This is a genomic window from Paenibacillus sp. FSL L8-0435 (genome assembly GCF_037965655.1).
GTDB lineage: Bacteria > Bacillota > Bacilli > Paenibacillales > Paenibacillaceae > Paenibacillus.
In genome coordinates this window covers 2,644,266-2,661,309 of the sequence record NZ_CP150185.1, presented here as the reverse complement: position 1 = coordinate 2,661,309, position 17,044 = coordinate 2,644,266, and the positions used below count along the sequence as shown (strand labels likewise).

Sequence of the window (17,044 nt, the reverse complement as noted above, 5' to 3'; positions counted from 1 at the left end):
CTTCCTTCTCTTCTGGATCAAGAATTTAACTATGAGCCCTACGGATAAGAGCGGTTAAATGGTTTAGGTATAACCAGACTAGATTTAACTAAGTCACAAGAGAGCGATATAAGAACTTTCCAATATACTTTCAATGATGACTTAAGTATGGTTGATGTATTAAACTCCAATGAGGAAATACAGGAAGTTATGCTTATAGGAACTGGTGGTTTCAGTGAACATACTGACGGAACGCTAATGACAGCCATCGCTACTACAAATTAACACATCTCTCAGATATTGCATCATTTAACCCATATACCGCAGTATATCGTCGATTTTCTTCCCATGAGAGATCACACCGTAGTTCATCCAGCTCATAAAATCCACCTCATACACATTGCCACTCTTCACCGCAGGCAGACATTTCCATTCATCCCTTTCGAGCAGTTCGCGCTCATCTCCAGGTTTGGCCGAGTTTCCAGTGTCAAATGTAATCAACAAGTGATCCGCATGAAGCTGACTTAACTGATCCAATCCAATGAAAATCCTCCGCTCGTGTCTTGTCCATTGCTGCACACGGGAGTGTGGAGTCAGTCCAAGATCCTGATAAATTACAGGTCCGACGTAGCCCTGCTGATCCCCATAGAGAGTAATATCCGAAGCGGATATGCGTAAAAAAGCTACAGTCTGGCCACGCATATAACGTGATAACCGACTCTTACCTTCCATTGCCTTGTCCTCATACGCACCAATTACATCTTGAACCCGATTCACCTTCCCCAACACATCAGCTGTCGATCTCAGAATGGAGCGCCAATCTTCTCCCAGATGTTCTACGTAAAATGTAGGTGCTACCTGCTCAAAGCGGTCCAGATTCCATCGATCAAATCCCTTGTCCAGCATGATAAAGTCAGGTATGTTGCCCACATTAAATTGAGCATCCTGCTGGCTTACATCAAATTCGGGTACATCATCCAACCCCAAATATTGCTGTCTCCCCCAAGAATGATGGGAGCATTGCAGTACAGGTTTTACGCCAAGAGCCAACACAAAGTCCTCCAGATACGGAGCAAAGACACGAACCTCTTGACGGTGATGACGGCGGTATAACCCAGGTGAAATACCAGCATATTGCTTGAACCGACGACCAAAATAATACTCGCTGCTAAATCCCACATTCTGTGCAATTTCATGGATGCGATCATCCGTGAGCTGCAATAGTTGCTTCGAGCGCTCCAGCCGAACCGCATTTACATATTCAAGCGGGAGCTTACCCGTAATTTTTTTGAATTGCCGAGTGTAGCTGGCTCTTGTTAGACCAATATCTGCTGCGAGCTCATCCACAGTTATCGTCTGATCATAGTGGTCGCCAATATAACGAATTGAACTTTGAAGACGGGCACGGTCATCGGGTACTTCTGTTTCGGGGGCACTCTGGCGAAGCAAGGCACGGAACCACTCCTGGAAACGAAGCTGTACCTCCCATTGATCCAGCCAATCGCCAGTGACCTGTTGACGCAGTATTTGTTCCAAGGCTTCCAGACAGGTACTCCACGGGATGTAACTGAGTTGCATAAGAGGTAATAATGTTGGAGAAACTGGACTTTGTGAAAGTTCCTGCCGCTCCTCCGTGTTTCTTCTAGACAAAGCGTTCGAAGTCTCTTCGCTTAACTCACCCACCATCAGATCAAGCTTATAATACTGCAATTCACTTTCTGTCCAAGGCGAACCTTCTATTTTAACGGATGTTCCAGCCGGAACAAACATAATCATTCCTTTTTCCAAATGAGATTCCCGATCTGAGCAAACTATTGACCCCTTCCCAGACGTTACAACAAATATGGCGTGTGAAGACGACATTCTGTATAACAAACGTTTATCAATATGAGACTTATGGTGATCTACGTATTCCATATGCTGAAGTGAGCATAGCCAGGGCTTGGGGATAAGTTGTATTATGGTGTGGCACATGTTCATCGTCCTTAACTGAGAATTATTATCATTTAAAATAGTGTATACGAAAAAAGAAAGCTCTTCAACCCTGGCTGAAGAACTTTCTTTATGAGATTATACTTATGGAGTCATTTTTTCCAAGAGATCATCAATTTTCATGGAATTCGCTGTAATCGCACCTGATTGCCAATGTGATCTTTCCATTATATATACCTGATTGTTCTTAACGGCCGGAAGAGATTTCCACAATTTGCTGTCAAGTACCTTCAAGGCTTCCTTGTTCTCAGGAGAAGACCATTCACCATTGGAAGGGAAAACAATAAGATGATCTGCATCAAGTTGCGGCACGGCCTCCTCAGACAGAATTTCCTGGTATTCTTCCATCTTGCTAACCAGAGGATGAGGTGTTAGACCAAGCTCGGAATAAATAAATCCGGTAAATCGATTCTTCACACCGAACAAAGCCAGTGTGTCATCGTTAACATTCAGCCGGACAACTGCGACCGTCTCGTCTCCAACCGCTTCCTGCAGCTTCGCCTTAGCATCTGCAATCTTAGCCTCAAATGCCGCAGCAACTTCTTCACCCTTGTCCGGTTTACCTACAACATCGGCAATGGTTTTCAAAATTTGGTTCGAATCCTGCAGTACGCTCTCAGGCAGACGATACGTCGGTGCCACCTTGGAGTACATCTCATATTTCTCCATATCTACCCCACCATCTACAATGATGAGATCCGGATCATATTCCAACAAAGCTTCAATGCTCCCTGTGGTATCAAATTGAGGAACATCCAGTCCTAAATAATCCTGTACACCCCACATCGGATTATACCACTGCACTACAGGGTTAATATCGAGCGCCTTCAGATAATCTTCCACATATATTCCAGCAATCCGCTGTGGCTGAACCGGAATTGTCACATCTCCAAATTCATCCTGTACAACCCGTGTAGTAGGCTCTGTTTCGGTTTCAGTAGTATTTTCTCCAGAGGCTGCACTTTCAGTTGCAGGAGTCTGTTCCGCATCCGTAGCGGTATTTGTACTACATCCTGAAATAACCAGACCCATGAGCAGTAATGTAATCATCCACCCTTTGAAACCTTTAACTAAACCTACCATGTTACCCTTCACCCCTATGTGATCTGTTGATGTAACCGTGAGAATATTTCACATATAATGATTATCATTCTCATCGATTGCTTAGGTGAATTGTACCTTATGCCTCAGTCGACCCACAATGTACATTTGATGCTGTTTTTTTATACAAACGAAACAACCCTGTGGTCCTCCCCCGCTTATCGCAGGGGCAACCTGCCTTGACGATAACTTTCCAACAGCTTCTCCACAAAGGAATCGTTCGCCGTACTCTGTAACAATGCAGCACCAATTAAACCCATATCATCACTTACATACCCCGCTAACTCAGGTTCGCCGGTGAGAGCCAAGGTCTGTTTGAACGCCTGTTCCCTGCATGCGCGAAGCACCTCTTCTTCAGCCACCGCGGTATCTTGAGCCCATCGTTCAAAAGCTTGCATCCACTCGTCAGCAAATGCAGAGGCATCCCTTTTATCCAGGTAAATTTCCACATCCAATCCTTCGAATGTCTGCTGGGTCAGAATCCGCCCCTCGTTAAGATCCCCCAGTAGCTTCTCCACGTCTGCTTTGCTCATTGATCTCCCCTCCAGTTCATCATCATGTCAGATACATCTCAGGTATAACAAACCGCTTCATCATTCGATTAGAATCAGCTGTAAAATGATCCAATTGAAGTTCCTCGTATTCGCTAAGGATACTTTCAAAGATACGAGCAATCACACCACAATCTGCCAAAGCATTGTGCCTGTGTATTCCATCCGTATTCAGATCGTAATACCGAATCAAAAAATCCGTAGAGACGACCTCATTAATCTCAGGATGAATGTAGGTGAACATCGCTTTTGTATCGAGTACCGGGTTAGTCAACATCGGAAGCCCATACTCATCACAATGCCGCTTCAAGATGGGTAGGTCATACTCATATCCTGCTTGTGTTACAAGCACATTATCCCCAATAAATTTCAGAAATTCCTGAAATGTTTCTACGAACGATGGAGCCTCTATCATATCCTCATTCGAAATGCCTGTTAATTTTGCCACAGCTTCTGGTATAGGTTTGTTTGCACGTGCAAGTGAAGAAAATGTTGTGTTACACCGTTGACCTCTTTGGTAGTGCATCCCACCAAATTGAGTCACACTCTCCACCACGGGATTAATGCCCGTCCCTTCGAGATCAAATATGCAGTACATTCTATCCTGTAATGAAGATACGATTAGATTTTCAATAAAGTATGTATCAGGCAACAGCGTAATTTTCATCCGTCCAAGTCACTCCTCCCCACTATCATTCTGGCTAATGCATTCCTCATATATAACTCTGTCACTCCCACAATCGGGTGACCTGGACCAACTTGCGCGTTCCATCAAACTGCAACTTATAGATATCCGGCATCGTAGTCTTCTCCCAGAAATCATACCCGTAGGAAGAATCATAATGTTGTAAAATAAGCGTCATGACATCTCCATGGGTTCCAATGACTACCTTGTGACCCACATGTGTATCCAAAATTTTCTCGATCACCGCTACTGCCCTTGAGCGAGCCTGTTCACCAGACTCCCCACCTGGATACGCATACGTAGGATTACGGTACAACCGCTGCTTGGCTTCACGAAAATTATCATGCTTCACATCTGAACTCGACAACTGGCGTTCACGCAGATCTTCCTCTGTCACCACAATTCCACCTGACCGATCTGCCAGAATCTGAATCGTATCCACCGCTCGCCTGTAAGGGCTAGAATAGAACAGTTGAATCTGCTCCCCATGGAGCAGACTGGCAACCGTTCCTGCATCTAGATGACCTTGCTCTGTGAGTCCACGCTCGCGTTCTCTTCCTTCAACATATCGAGACTCCGCATGTCTGACAAAATACAAAAACGTACTGGCCTCACTCATCATCCATCCGCCAACCCTTTTTTCTTCTCAATGACAATCAGGCAGGTACTGTCTGGCAAAGGCGCAGGTTCACCATTTTCCTTCATGAAGATCATTCGTTCTCCGAGTGCTTCCGTGTACCCCTCTTGAAGGAAATGTCGGAGAGTAATAATTTCGGCTTGTTCACCCAGCGCTTCTCGAATACAGCTCTCATAGGCTGTCGGCGTGAATATACCGAACTGCTCCTGAATTTCATGCACGTATGCCTCTTCACCCCACGTATACGTGTAAAGAAATTCCATCGCATCGTTAATCGGCAATACGACCTCATCGTCTGAGATCCGCTCATATTCAATTGCACGTCCCTGAAAATCCTCTGCATACCGCTCCAGCCAGCGCATCCCATCCTCTTCCAGGAAACGAATCCGGCGCTTCTGTGCCTCCGGTTCACTCATGATCCCATCCCGAATCAGAATTCTTCCTCCAGGTGACAGCACACGGAATGAACTTCTCAGCGCTGCTACAACCGTATCGGAATTAAATCTTCGACCGTCCAGTTCAATATATGAATATAATTCATGCAGAATGGATGAAAAAATAACCGTATCCACTGTGCCTGGCTGCACATATTGCTCCAGTTGCAGGGCATCGCCTTTCATCACTTGCCAGCGATGTCCCTCACGCTGTTTTTTGCGCTCCAGCGCTTCAATGACATTGGCTGAGATATCGATACCAATCGGCTCCACTTCCGGTTTTTCCTGCTCAATCAGATCCAGCAGAATTCCTCCACCTGGACCGATATCCAGTACCCGTTTACCAACGATATAGTCGAGCAGTACTTTTTTATAATCACCGGAGCTGTTCATATCGGACAAATACGTTTCTTCGTTGTGGAAGCGGTCATAGGCATCCCGGCGCAATCCGAACAGGTCAAATAACAGCAGTACAGCCTTCTCGTATAACGGTGACTTTTCTGCTTCAATACAGAATGCAATCAGCTTCTCCGCCGCTGGAGAAAATTCAAAGGTCACAAACAGTGTATCCGGCAGATCCGCATGACGCTCAATGCGATGTGTTAGATGGGGATAGACGATCTGCTCCCCTGCCGTAATCTGTTCCCACGCATACTGTTCCAAATATTTTTCAATCATTCGTTTCTTGTAAATATTGAGCTTCTTGACGCCTTTGTAATCGTAATACATCGTATTCATCAATGGTTCGAAGCTGATATGGCGAACGATTTCAGATCGACTCTCCATGCATGCGGGATGCATGCTATCGCTGCGAAGCGTCAACAGGAACACTTTCACCATCTCTTGCAACGAAAAATCCTGCATGGCCGACTCCACATACCACAGAGTACGATGAGCCAGCGGAGCCAACGCCTGTTCTACATCCAGTTCGGTTTGGAGTTTGGCGTACGCCGTATCCATTGCCTCTCCCTGCCGAATGGATGAACTTCTTAAGCGGGATAACCGTTCCTTCACGTTCCAGTCCTCATGATCCGGTCCAGCGATAATCCAGCCTACAATTCGCTGTACCTCAGCCTGAACCTGATTCCATAACGCTCGATCAACACCTGCGATAATGCACTCATTTAGTGCCATCAGTATGGTGTGCAACTCATCTGTAGTAAGCCATCCTTTGACGATCAAGGCGTGGAGCGAAGCATTCTCGGCAAATGGAATCTCGCCGCGTATGTATTGACCAATAAGTCCATGCGTAGCAATTAGAGTACGAATAACCTCATGCCTTGGTGTGTGTGAATTCAGCGCATCATGCTCGTTTATATCCGCATTTTTACTTAAGGCATCGCCCGGAGATCCAAGTTGATTTAAACTCGTCTCCCTGCTCTTACCGATGTCATTATCCAGGTGGTCTGCCCCTGCGTATAGATCATATAACTGAGCGGACCCCACATTATGTACAAACAAGTTAACGCCCTGCTTTTGCCATACCCGCCGCTGCTCCAATGATCCGGCCTTCGCCGTCTCTGACCAGATTAATACGTCCTCCATAATTTCTCGCACCCAAAAAGAAACCTGAAGCTCCTCCAGCACGTGAAGTGTACGCTCTGTGTAGTCCAGCACCGGATTTGTTCCCTCAAGTTCGGCAATGGAATGAATGCGTTCGAGGTTAATATGGGGCTTCTCTGCTGCTGCCAGCAGTTGCAGCCATAATGGCTGGGCTTCCGGCGTGTTTCCTGACTTGTATGATTGTATGGCCTTTAATGAATGCAGCATTAATATGTCCCCTCTCTTTCTCTACCCTTATATATAAAATCATTAGATTCGTCTATAGATGTTGAACTAATCATTAACACGATAACGGAGAGGACAGAAAAAACCTGAAAAAGCGAAGCTAAAAGCTTTCTGCAAGAAAGCTGCTTCGGAAGCATATGCTTCGCCTTTATCCCCGGATTTTCCCCTTCGGAAAAGGGAATCAAAAAAATCTGGGGATAACAGCGATTGAAAGGTTATTCTGTCATCGTAGTGTCAGTGTAAATAATATGTAATTCAACTTTTATAACAGACGAATTCGTTCCTGAACAAACTTGAGCAGCTGTTCCACCTCTTGAGCAGGCAGATCCTCGTCAAGACGCGCGGCGGCAACTGGCAGCATCCAGGACTCTATTGCTACACGTGTAATCCCGGAAAGTTGCATATAATGATGGATGTAATATTTGACCAGCGATTCACGAGCCGTTTCAAACCCCATTCGTATAGCAGGATCTGTATCTTCCGGCAATGTGGCACTCATTAATATTACCCAGCTTCGAGCCACATCACCCGCAGGATCACCGGACATTCCAGTCATCCAATCAATGACCCGGTATTGATCGCCAGCCTCACTGAGCATAACATTATCAGGGTGAAAATCGCCATGACAGATCTGCTGTCTATCAGGCAATGTTGTTAAGTAAGAAAGGACTCGCGCTTGATCGTCCTCCGACAATAATCGAACATTGCGGATCGCTCCCGATAAAATCTGCTTCTGTAAGGGGAGTGTCCCTTCATCATCTCGCTCACAATGAAGTCTGTAATGGCAGTCAGCCATTTTAAACGCCAGCTGCTCTAGGAACTCCGGTTGCTGAATGATAAGTGATAACAGGGTAATCCCTTGGATTCGCTCAAAAACAATGCCAGCACGCGACGTAGTATGTTCTATCAAGGATACTGCCTGCGGGACGGGTAGTCCTTTTTTGTATGCCAGCTCACTTATTCTAAATTCATTTTGAACCGCTTCGTGAGGAAAATCCATTCGATATAACTTCATAATGTGCTCGTTCGAATAGGCATAGATTTCCGCAGTTCTTCCCTGACCAATTCGCTCCATATCTACCCTCCCTTTACTCGAACTCACTGCCTCTGACTTTGGAGAAAACCATACAATCAACCAGCGTACCTGTGCTGTCACGCCGCATCTTGCGCAGTATACCTTCCAGCGTATAACCCGCTCGTTCGGCTACTTTGGCACTTCGCACATTGCGGGCATCACAGCGGATCTCCAGCCGGTTCGCCTCCAGATGAGTAATGGCAAAATTCTCTATCCCTTTCACCGCTTCTGTCATCAAACCCTCACCAGCTCGCGATGTTCGAATCCAGTAACCGATCTCAAAACAGCGTGCATTCCAGTCGATGCGATGTAACCCGCTGCTGCCTACGAATTCATCCGTATGTCTATCACGCAAATGTAACATCATGTCGGTACGTTCCAGATATTGCAGTCTTGCTTTGCGAACAGTGACTTCTGACTCTTCCAATGAAGGAATTTTCTTGGCAAAAGGTAACCACAACCGCAGCTGCTCCGCACTCTCACGGACGGCTTCATTAACAGCCGCACCGTCCCCCCACTTCGGTGCTCGAATTGTGAGGCGTTCCGTATGGAAGCTCTCGGGTATCGTTAACATAATTGGATTAAATGAAGACGATTCGGTCATCGTTATACTTACTCCTCTACCTGAAATATGGAATCAATGATCAGCGGAAAATTATCCCTTACGGACACTGCACCGAATACGGAACGAGCGTGTACCCCCTGATCCCCAAATACCTCCATCATCAGATCCGAGAATCCATTCAGCACTTTATGATGCTCCTGATACGAAGCGGACGCATTGATAAACCCCTGCACTTTAACCACTCTCTTCACCCGATCCAGTGAACCCAGCACGTCTCGAACGACAGCGAGTACCTCCAGTCCAGCGTTCCGGGCAAATTCATATCCCTGTTCTGTTGTGAAGTCTGCTCCAACTTTACCGCGTTCGGAGGTATCAGGCCCTTTCCCGGATACATACATGATTCCATTCACAATAACGGCATTGGCATATTTCGCTGCGGGGGCGCTGGCCTGTGGTAAAATAATCCCCAGTTCATTTAATCTCGCTTCAATCATCGTACATTCTCTCCCTCTTTTAAGGTCCTCACGGAACCCGATTCATTGTATTCCTGCCTATAGACTCTTGGTGATACCTGAACGGTACGCTTGAACATCTTGCCAAAATGAGAGAAGTTACTGAATCCCGCAAGCCAGGCGATGTCCGTAATGGATTCTTCACTTTCTCGCAGCAAACGCTGTGCTTCCTTCACCCGTAACAGATTCAGATAATCACTGAAGGTAAAGCCCGTCGTTTGTTTGAACAATCGACTCAGATAATGCGGACTAATGCGAAACATGCTCGCCACCTCCGGTAATGTCAGTGGTTTCTGATAGTTCTCATTCAGGTGACGTACAACTGCCTGTGTCTTGGGGTGAAGAACCGGCTCACGATCATCGGAGCTTAACCTGCCCAGGTGTTGATTACGATAGGCATGCAGCAACAATTCAATAGCCCGGTGACGAAGCAACAGGTTGCTTCCAGGTTGAGGACGAAGCATTTCATCCACCATTTCGCTAACCATCCGTTCCAGAACCTCAGTGACTTGAGATGGAAACCTTACAATAGGAATCTCCCAGCAAAAGGGTTCCTTCAATCCTTCAACTAACTCTGCGGAAATAGCTATGGCTTCAAAAAGCTCAGGCTTCATATACAGCACCATCCGCTCATGGTCAGGCATGCCGCTCTCCAATGTCTTGTGAACCGTATTTCGGTCAACAAACACTAGGTCGCCAGCCTTTACCCGATAGGTTCGGTCCTTAATGAAATAAATACGCTCGCCAGACAACAGGTAATACAACTCATAATGATCATGCAGATGGTCATCCGTCATCGAGAAATATCCAATGCGACGATCATATTCGATGTGCAGCAAATCCGTAGGATCATGAAAATCCGCACGAAAAGGTTCTGTCATGTCTCCCTCTCTCCTTTCCATAAATTATAGCAAAATATGCGGCATTTGAAAGCGGTTACGCATAAAATGCGGCGAAAGAAGTACTCCCTTGTTATAGTCTAGAGCTATATTCAAGGAGGCGATAGACATGAGTAACAAGAAACGTTATGTATTAGTTGGAACCGGCGGCCGCGCCGAATTTTTTTATGGTGCTTTAACCCGGGATTACAGGGATACTTCCGAGCTTGTCGGCTTTTGTGATATAAATCAAGTCCGTATGAATTACGCGAATCAACTGTTGAAGGAAAAATACAATTATCCCGAGGTACCTACTTATCCTGCAGATCAGTTTGATCAGATGATTGAGAACGAGAAGCCTGACTATGTCATCGTAACGAGCGTTGACCGTACCCATCACAAGTACATCATTCGCGCGATGGAACTGGGTTGTGACGTTGTCACCGAGAAACCAATGACGATCGATGAGGAGAAATGTCAGGATATTCTGGATGCTGTCAAGCGAACTGGCCAGAATGTAAGGGTCACCTTTAACTACCGTTATGCACCGCACCATACTAAGATTCGGGAACTTATTCAAAATGATACCATTGGAAAAGTCACTTCCGTTCACTTCGAGTGGCTGCTGAATACCCGCCACGGGGCAGACTATTTCCGCCGTTGGCATCGGGACAAGCGTAATAGCGGCGGACTGCTCGTGCATAAATCTACCCATCACTTCGACTTGGTGAATTTCTGGATCGGCTCACAGCCGGACACCGTGTTTGCATTTGGTGATCTCATGTATTACGGCAGAGAAAACGCAGAAGAACGCGGTGTAACGCAGTTCTACAATCGGGCAACTGGCAATCCGATCGCAAAAGAAGATCCTTTTGCACTTCATCTGGATTCGGATGCTCATATGAAGTCCATGTATCTGGATGCTGAATCAGAAGATGGTTATCAGCGGGATCAAAGCGTATTTGGGGATGGCATCAACATTGAGGATACGATGGGTGTTCTGGTGAAGTATCGGAACAAAGCCATTCTGACCTACTCCCTCGTTGCCTACCAGCCATGGGAAGGTTACCGCATTGCCATTAATGGCACCAAAGGCCGGATTGAAATGAACATTGTGGAGCAATCCTATGTCAATTCATTGGGTGACAAAAGTAAAGAAGGTGCTTTGATCGGTAAAACGTTACGGGTTCTTCCAATGTTTGATGCGCCATATAAGGTTGAAGTGGAAGAGAAAGCAGGTGGACATGGCGGAGGTGACCCGGTTCTGCTGAACGATCTGTTTGGAGAGCCTGTAGAAGATCCGTTCCATCGTGCAGCTAACCACGTGGACGGTGCCAGATCCATTCTGACGGGTATTGCGGCCAATCGCGCTATCGCCACGGGCTTGCCTGTCAACGTCAATAATCTGGTTCGTTTCTAAGTCTCCTAGGTCGTTGACCATATACGTCAAAAAGCGCAAGTTGCGAAGGCTTACTGCCCTGCACTTGCGCTTTTACATCTCAATATATTCTGTTGCTGGTATAAGTAAGATCATGGCCAATTGGATTGGAGAAGAACCTTCTCTCTGTTTACAGAGGAAATGTCTTTCCTTTTACACCTTCCGGTTCCACGCCGGGTGACGATAAAATTCAATCGTATCAATATAATTCACCGTGAACTGCTGTTCCACATCCGACAGGTTCAACAGCTTGCGGTCGATTTGCTTCATCCCCATGACCACATCGTGCCTGAGCAGGTCCATCGCAATTTTGCCTACAAACCCGCCTTCCATCTCTTTATGTTTGGTACGAAACTCTTCATTGTAGATCAGTTCAGGTGTGAATGCCGCTTCAACGAATGCATTAACAAGCGTAAGCTCATTACCATCCATCTGTACTGCCAGATAATAATTGCCACGCTCATCCTGAATGAGATCTTTATACATCTCTACGATCATGTGAATCACTCCTCTATTATAAAATGAAACCCCGTTAGCCGTAACGAACATGGGCTATCAAACGTACACCTTCCTACCCCGTTCCTTCATATAATAGGTACAAATGGCGAACGGAGGAATACTTATGAGTTGGCGGCATCTCCATACTGGAAAAACACTTCAGCAGCGCCTAGCAGAACTCCAGGGGCACCTTGCAGAACTGAATACTCCACTCTCCGGCTTGGAACCGGGACGTATTCGTCGTGTCTATCCAAGGCAGTTTATCAAAGTAAACCGGCAGTTATTCATTCCACTCAGTCTGAATTCCATTCGGGTATTCGATATTCCTCGAACACGGCGAGGCGTCAGAGTGGGAATCCGCACGACTTTCCCTTCCAGGAATGCATTTAACAATATCAGACTTGTGGGCGTGGGACTGGATTATCTTGAACTCCAGGGAAAAGGCAGAGTTCCTTCCCGTATTTTATTTCCTCTCTCCAGCGTTGAGTCGATCTATCGACCATGCGCCGGAAGAAAAAAACTGAAACGTCCTTGTAGGCGGAAGTAAAGCTGGTTCTTTTCGCAAGCCATACAAAGGTTCCCAAATGTCTGCATACGGGTGCTCCCTTCCAATATATAATTATAACCCATGCAACCACTCATCTGCTGAAGAATCATTTTATGTCAAAAAGCGGTGAGAACAGAACTGCTTCTGTATCTCACCGCTCAGCCAGTTACGGATCAAGCTGAACCTTCACATGTGTACATCAGATGCCTGTCCACACATCCTTGGCATAACGACCTTCCTGCTGAAGCTGATTAAGCCAGTCTTCTGCTTCTTTCGCGGACTTGCCATGAATATCAGCGTACGCATGCTGGAGTGTAGCTTCCACATCAGGTGCCATCTTGCTGCCATCACCGCAGATATACAGATGCGCACCCTCTTCAAGCAAAGGAATCAGATGATGGGCATCGTCTCTCATCAGATGCTGTACATAACATTTCTCCTCCCCGTCTACACGGGAGAAGGCCGTATGAAGTTTCACAAGCCCTTCTTGCTGGGCTGCTTCCAGTTCATTTTTGTACAGATAATCATGCTCAGGGTTCCGGCATCCAAAGTACAGATGGGCTTCGCCAACCTCTTGGCCTTGTTCCTTCAATACATGCCTTGCCTGCAAGAAACCTCGGAATGGAGCAACACCTGTACCCGGACCTACCATGATGACGGGAACCTGTGCATCCTCCGGCAGTTGAAACCCGGATTCCGGTGTCCGCGTAAACATCACGATCTCATCACCCGACTTCAGGTTAGCCAGATAGTTGGACGCAATACCTCTGTATTCTCCCTGCCCACTCCATGCCGGGGCACGCACAACACTGACCGTAATACTCGCTTGATCGGGCTGAACACGCGGTGAACTGGAGATCGAATAATATCTGGCTTTTAATGAAGGCAGTAATTCAAGGAAACGCTCAAACGGCAGTTCACATGCCTCATATTTCACCAGATAATCCAGCATGGAGATCCGTTTGTTCCGCACTTCATCCATATACACAGATTCATCAAGCAGCGCTTCAAGCTCCTTCTTATGCGGTGGACATACGGTGTATGCTGCCATTTCTCTCAGTTGCGCACGAGTTGCCGCCTCCTGAAGCTCAACGCTATGACTAAGCAGATCATACAGGTTAACCGGTTGATGCAGCGGCAGATGCGCGGCACTTCGACCAGATGCATCCAGAACGAGATGCTCCGTTCCGGTGAATCCATAACGACGCAATACACGTTCCACCAGCTCCGGTGGATTCTGCGGCAGAATACCCAGATGATCCCCTTCCTTGTAGGTTATGCCTTCAGGCAATTTGATCTCCAGGTGACGTGTACTGCGTTCACTGCCTGCGTCGTGAAGCTCTCTGTTCTCCAGTACTTCCGCTACATGGGCATCATACGTATCCGCAAGCGGTGTTACGGCGAGCCCACTGACAAACTGTACAGATAGTGAACTGCGTTCGCTATTGGAGGTTGTATTTAGCTTCAGTCCCATCGTTCGTGCGAGATCCGGCCATAGTTGCTCCGTCCAATCCCCCACCTGTTTCTCAAAATCACCGCTGGCATCTGACTCACCCAGCGGTGATAACCGCTCTGCTCCTCTGGAAGATAACTGTTCATCTATTAAACGCGGAATACGCTGATAGGTGCTGGCCCAGTTGTGGTCACCGCATCCAAGAACGGCGAAACGCACCCCTTTGAATTCATTGGCATCCGCATGTTCAATCCACTCGACAAACATCTTGGCATTACTTGGCGGCTGACCGTTATAGGATGCACTGACAATAATGACGGCACCCTCCTTTGGCAGTTTGCCAACACGATCATCCAGCGTAGCGACCTCACTCCGGAAACCCTGATATCTGGCGGTATCCGCAATTTCACGTGCAATGCCTTCAGCGGTACCCAGATTGGAACCGTACAGAACAAGCATCGGTGTGTGGTGGGCATTCGCTGCATCCGGCTCCGTTCTTTTGGCAACCGGCTTTGGTTCTTCGACCGCTACACCCGGAACGGCCATGACTGGCTGCCCCCCACGCGCACGTACCCGAATTGTGAAGTTATCCGGTTTAAGTGTCAGCGTTTCTTTCACCTTTAACTGATAATCAGAATGATCTATGAAGTCAAAATGCTTCAACACCATGCCCAGTACCAGCGTTGCTTCCTGAAGTGCAAACTGCTGACCAATGCAGGCCCGTTGACCGTTACCAAAAGGTTTATAGGCATCATGCGGCACTTTGCTCGGATCTTCGAACCGTTCCGGGCGGAATTCCTCTACGTCGTCTCCCCAGGCTTCGCGGTCGCGATGCAGTTTGGGAATAAGTACACTGACGCTGTCTCCTTTTTGCAAAGGATATTGACCTGCAAGTACCGTGTCCTCTTTTGCATACAAAGAAAATGCCGGGGCCGTTGGCCATAACCGCAATGCTTCGTTCAAAACCATGCGGACGTACTTCAGATTGCGAACCTGGTTGTACGTGGGAACCGGATCTTTCAGAATCTGATCCACCTCAGCTTGGGCTTTAGCCAGCGTATCCGGATTCTTCATCAGATAATAAACGGCGAAGGATAACAGCCCACTTGTGGTCTCATGTCCAGCAATCAGGAATGTAATAATCTGATAACGGATGTTCTCATCATCCAGTGTTTCTCCTGTCTCGGGGTCCTTGCCGCTGAGCATGTGGGACAACAGATCATCTGCGCCTTCCTGCGGTTTCTCTTTGCGTTCAGCAATAATGTGATCCACCAAGGAGAACATGGAACGGATATCCTGTTCAAACTGTTTCTTTTTGGTGATCATTAGCTTGTCTTGCAGACGTAGTCGCTGCAATGAACTCATGGATTCATCCAACGCACGAACCATGCTCGTAATGAATGGATGTGGTTCTTCCCGATAGAAGCTGTTAAACCGATAGTTGAACCCACACAGGCCAATCGTGTCGAGCGTAAGACGTGTCATATCATCCGGAACGTTAACTGTCTCATCCGGGTTCAATCGTGACCATTTCTGAACCAGCTGCACAGCCAGATCAATCATTTTGTTGTGATATCCCTGCATGGCACGTTGACTGAAACTTGGCAGCAGTACGTTATGGGCTTTTTTCCAATTCGGCTCCTCGGTCCAACTCGTAAATAGTCCATCTCCTGCAAATGCACGAACCTTCGCAAGGGGGGCCCACACACGTTTGTCGAATTTGGATTCATCTGTTACCTCGGCGACCAGTTCGTGACCTGAAATATACAATTCACTTCGCCCGGGGTACTCCATACGAAAGATCGGTCCATATTCTTCGGCAAGTTTCACCAAGGATTGCACCGGCTCTTCAAAATTCAATTGCGGCAGATTGCCCAGTGGGCCAAATGTTTTTGGTTGAGGCACTGAAATTGGTGGCATGACACTCACTCCTTCTTTCCAAGTTAAGAGTTCTACAACTAAAAAATTATGACTTGGTTTACAGACGCGATTACACTTACTCTTCAGATCAACAGATTCAAGTTATTTTTTGCACATTTTCATATTTCATCCAGATAACGATAAAACCATTTAAAGAACTAACTGACTGAAATGGTATATTGGTCATTTTTGATTAAAAAAAATGGATGACTTCGTTATCTTCTTTTACCCTAACATTTCCAGTTCCAATCTTCAACAGTCCCAAAGTCATAGGACCTCAGGACAGTGATTAAGGGTTACTTATGATTTCTTTAACAGAATCTGAATTGCCAACTCCATCTCTAATGGAGCAACTGTCGTTTCAAAACGGCCATGGATATCCCCATTACGGTCAATCAGGAATTTGGTGAAACTCCATTTGATGCCGTCACCTTGATACAATTCTGGATGCTTCTCTTTCACAAAGGTGTCCATCCACTCTCCTTCCTTCGTGTCCAGATCATAACCTTGAAATGGCGCTTCTGTAGTCAGATAACGAAACACAGGATGCATCGATTGCCCAACGACCTCAACCTTCTCCAAAATCGGAAAGGATATCTGAAACTGACTTCTGCAATACTCAGCTACCTCAGCGCTACTACCAGGTTCTTTGTCGTTAAACTGGCTGCACGGGAACGCCAGAATCTCCAGCCCCTGATCACCATATTTCTCATACATCTGCTGAAGTTCACTGAATTGCCGGGAGTAGCTGCACCGACTTGCTGTATTCACAATAAGCAGAACCTTCCCTTTAAAAGCAGAAAAATCACCCTTAATTCCATCCATAAACGGAACTTGGTAAGAAAATATACTCATCTGTATTCATCCTCCTCTTTCTCTTTTGTATCTCATATGAATTCTCTCTTGAGATGGATTATACACCTCCATTATTAATAGGTAAAATATATAATTGATATAATTATGATAGTTTTTAACTATAGCAGGCCATATA

The 17,044-nt window shown here is 46.5% G+C and carries 15 protein-coding genes; 2 read left to right on the top strand and 13 right to left on the bottom strand.

Going from position 1 to position 17,044, the window contains the following annotated elements; translation table 11 throughout:
* Window positions 1-288: 288 nt before the first annotated feature.
* The 10 genes from NST33_RS12275 to NST33_RS12230 form a co-directional block, all read right to left on the bottom strand.
* Complete coding sequence (locus tag NST33_RS12275) at window positions 289-1,767, bottom strand: AraC family transcriptional regulator (RefSeq protein ID WP_221824962.1); 1,479 nt, start codon at window positions 1,765-1,767, stop codon at window positions 289-291.
* Between the two features lie 288 nt (window positions 1,768-2,055).
* Window positions 2,056-3,054 (bottom strand): ABC transporter substrate-binding protein, encoded by a 999-nt coding sequence (locus NST33_RS12270; protein WP_221824964.1) that lies wholly within the window; start codon window positions 3,052-3,054, stop codon window positions 2,056-2,058.
* Window positions 3,055-3,230: 176 nt separating this feature from the next.
* Window positions 3,231-3,605, bottom strand: coding sequence for a hypothetical protein (locus tag NST33_RS12265; protein WP_221824966.1), 375 nt, complete (start codon window positions 3,603-3,605; stop codon window positions 3,231-3,233).
* Between the two features lie 22 nt (window positions 3,606-3,627).
* Entirely contained in the window at window positions 3,628-4,290 is a 663-nt protein-coding gene (locus tag NST33_RS12260) for a 3'-5' exonuclease (RefSeq protein ID WP_221824968.1), read from the bottom strand.
* Between the two features lie 61 nt (window positions 4,291-4,351).
* On the bottom strand, window positions 4,352-4,930 hold the full coding sequence (locus NST33_RS12255) for a histidine phosphatase family protein (protein WP_260633022.1): 579 nt from the start codon (window positions 4,928-4,930) through the stop codon (window positions 4,352-4,354).
* A complete protein-coding gene (locus tag NST33_RS12250) occupies window positions 4,927-7,149 on the bottom strand; it encodes a class I SAM-dependent methyltransferase (RefSeq protein ID WP_221824970.1) in 2,223 nt (740 codons plus the stop codon). The genes NST33_RS12255 and NST33_RS12250 overlap by 4 nt, the downstream gene beginning before the upstream one ends.
* A 280-nt stretch (window positions 7,150-7,429) precedes the next feature.
* Window positions 7,430-8,242, bottom strand: a complete 813-nt coding sequence (locus tag NST33_RS12245; RefSeq protein WP_221824972.1) for an aminoglycoside phosphotransferase family protein — start codon at window positions 8,240-8,242, stop codon at window positions 7,430-7,432.
* Between the two features lie 13 nt (window positions 8,243-8,255).
* Window positions 8,256-8,846: a GNAT family N-acetyltransferase gene (locus NST33_RS12240; protein ID WP_221824975.1), complete on the bottom strand. Its 591-nt coding sequence runs from the start codon at window positions 8,844-8,846 to the stop codon at window positions 8,256-8,258.
* Between the two features lie 8 nt (window positions 8,847-8,854).
* Entirely contained in the window at window positions 8,855-9,301 is a 447-nt protein-coding gene (locus NST33_RS12235) for a RidA family protein (protein ID WP_221824978.1), read from the bottom strand.
* Complete coding sequence (locus NST33_RS12230) at window positions 9,298-10,200, bottom strand: AraC family transcriptional regulator (protein ID WP_221824981.1); 903 nt, start codon at window positions 10,198-10,200, stop codon at window positions 9,298-9,300. Before NST33_RS12230 ends, NST33_RS12235 begins: the two co-directional genes overlap by 4 nt.
* Window positions 10,201-10,327: 127 nt before the next feature.
* On the opposite strand from NST33_RS12230, the gene NST33_RS12225 reads away from it, so the two are divergent.
* The gene (locus NST33_RS12225) at window positions 10,328-11,617 is read left to right on the top strand and encodes a Gfo/Idh/MocA family oxidoreductase (RefSeq protein WP_221824983.1); all 1,290 of its coding nucleotides are present in this window, start codon (window positions 10,328-10,330) and stop codon (window positions 11,615-11,617) included.
* 171 nt (window positions 11,618-11,788) lie between these two features.
* Here NST33_RS12225 and NST33_RS12220 read toward each other — a convergent pair whose 3' ends face one another.
* Window positions 11,789-12,133 carry a hypothetical protein gene (locus NST33_RS12220; RefSeq protein WP_215075235.1) on the bottom strand — a complete coding sequence of 115 codons (345 nt, stop codon included), beginning with the start codon at window positions 12,131-12,133 and terminating at the stop codon, window positions 11,789-11,791.
* Between the two features lie 124 nt (window positions 12,134-12,257).
* Between NST33_RS12220 and NST33_RS12215 the strand changes: the two genes are divergently transcribed.
* Window positions 12,258-12,680, top strand: coding sequence for a hypothetical protein (locus NST33_RS12215; protein WP_339308011.1), 423 nt, complete (start codon window positions 12,258-12,260; stop codon window positions 12,678-12,680).
* 199 nt (window positions 12,681-12,879) lie between these two features.
* Here NST33_RS12215 and NST33_RS12210 read toward each other — a convergent pair whose 3' ends face one another.
* Both NST33_RS12210 and NST33_RS12205 read right to left on the bottom strand, forming a co-directional pair.
* Window positions 12,880-16,053: a bifunctional cytochrome P450/NADPH--P450 reductase gene (locus NST33_RS12210; RefSeq protein ID WP_339308009.1), complete on the bottom strand. Its 3,174-nt coding sequence runs from the start codon at window positions 16,051-16,053 to the stop codon at window positions 12,880-12,882.
* A gap of 300 nt (window positions 16,054-16,353) precedes the next feature.
* Window positions 16,354-16,908 carry a glutathione peroxidase gene (locus tag NST33_RS12205; RefSeq protein ID WP_339308007.1) on the bottom strand — a complete coding sequence of 185 codons (555 nt, stop codon included), beginning with the start codon at window positions 16,906-16,908 and terminating at the stop codon, window positions 16,354-16,356.
* Between the last annotated feature and the right edge of the window lie 136 nt (window positions 16,909-17,044).

Bases quoted from the DNA above. Each gene is read 5' to 3' on its own strand.
- NST33_RS12250 (WP_221824970.1), bottom strand. From the start codon at position 7,149: ATGCTGCATTCATTAAAGGCCATACAATCATACAAGTCAGGAAACACG.
- NST33_RS12245 (WP_221824972.1), bottom strand. From the start codon at position 8,242: ATGGAGCGAATTGGTCAGGGAAGAACTGCGGAAATCTATGCCTATTCG.
- NST33_RS12235 (WP_221824978.1), bottom strand. From the start codon at position 9,301: ATGATTGAAGCGAGATTAAATGAACTGGGGATTATTTTACCACAGGCC.
- NST33_RS12260 (WP_221824968.1), bottom strand. From the start codon at position 4,290: ATGAAAATTACGCTGTTGCCTGATACATACTTTATTGAAAATCTAATC.
- NST33_RS12220 (WP_215075235.1), bottom strand. From the start codon at position 12,133: ATGATCGTAGAGATGTATAAAGATCTCATTCAGGATGAGCGTGGCAAT.
- NST33_RS12270 (WP_221824964.1), bottom strand. From the start codon at position 3,054: ATGGTAGGTTTAGTTAAAGGTTTCAAAGGGTGGATGATTACATTACTG.
- NST33_RS12230 (WP_221824981.1), bottom strand. From the start codon at position 10,200: ATGACAGAACCTTTTCGTGCGGATTTTCATGATCCTACGGATTTGCTG.
- NST33_RS12215 (WP_339308011.1), top strand. From the start codon at position 12,258: ATGAGTTGGCGGCATCTCCATACTGGAAAAACACTTCAGCAGCGCCTA.
- NST33_RS12210 (WP_339308009.1), bottom strand. From the start codon at position 16,053: ATGCCACCAATTTCAGTGCCTCAACCAAAAACATTTGGCCCACTGGGC.
- NST33_RS12225 (WP_221824983.1), top strand. From the start codon at position 10,328: ATGAGTAACAAGAAACGTTATGTATTAGTTGGAACCGGCGGCCGCGCC.
- NST33_RS12240 (WP_221824975.1), bottom strand. From the start codon at position 8,846: ATGACCGAATCGTCTTCATTTAATCCAATTATGTTAACGATACCCGAG.
- NST33_RS12205 (WP_339308007.1), bottom strand. From the start codon at position 16,908: ATGAGTATATTTTCTTACCAAGTTCCGTTTATGGATGGAATTAAGGGT.
- NST33_RS12255 (WP_260633022.1), bottom strand. From the start codon at position 4,930: ATGATGAGTGAGGCCAGTACGTTTTTGTATTTTGTCAGACATGCGGAG.
- NST33_RS12265 (WP_221824966.1), bottom strand. From the start codon at position 3,605: ATGAGCAAAGCAGACGTGGAGAAGCTACTGGGGGATCTTAACGAGGGG.